Origin of the sequence: Serratia sp. CY32780 (assembly GCF_052169135.1) — a bacterium.
GTDB lineage: Bacteria > Pseudomonadota > Gammaproteobacteria > Enterobacterales > Enterobacteriaceae > Serratia > Serratia sarumanii.
In genome coordinates this window covers 1-534 of record NZ_JBJNLI010000018.1, presented here as the reverse complement: position 1 = coordinate 534, position 534 = coordinate 1, and the positions used below count along the sequence as shown (strand labels likewise).

Here is a 534-nt window from a genome sequence, read left to right as displayed (position 1 = left end):
AATATCTTTAGGTAAGGAGGTGATCCAACCGCAGGTTCCCCTACGGTTACCTTGTTACGACTTCACCCCAGTCATGAATCACAAAGTGGTAAGCGCCCTCCCGAAGGTTAAGCTACCTACTTCTTTTGCAACCCACTCCCATGGTGTGACGGGCGGTGTGTACAAGGCCCGGGAACGTATTCACCGTAGCATTCTGATCTACGATTACTAGCGATTCCGACTTCATGGAGTCGAGTTGCAGACTCCAATCCGGACTACGACGTACTTTATGAGGTCCGCTTGCTCTCGCGAGGTCGCTTCTCTTTGTATACGCCATTGTAGCACGTGTGTAGCCCTACTCGTAAGGGCCATGATGACTTGACGTCATCCCCACCTTCCTCCAGTTTATCACTGGCAGTCTCCTTTGAGTTCCCGGCCGAACCGCTGGCAACAAAGGATAAGGGTTGCGCTCGTTGCGGGACTTAACCCAACATTTCACAACACGAGCTGACGACAGCCATGCAGCACCTGTCTCAGAGTTCCCGAAGGCACCAA

1 rRNA gene is annotated in these 534 nt (G+C 52.4%); it reads right to left on the bottom strand.

The annotated features are described in order from the left end of the window. Positions 1–12 precede the first annotated feature (12 nt). Positions 13–534: ribosomal RNA gene (locus tag ACJ8HH_RS23885) — 16S ribosomal RNA — on the bottom strand; the annotation flags it as partial.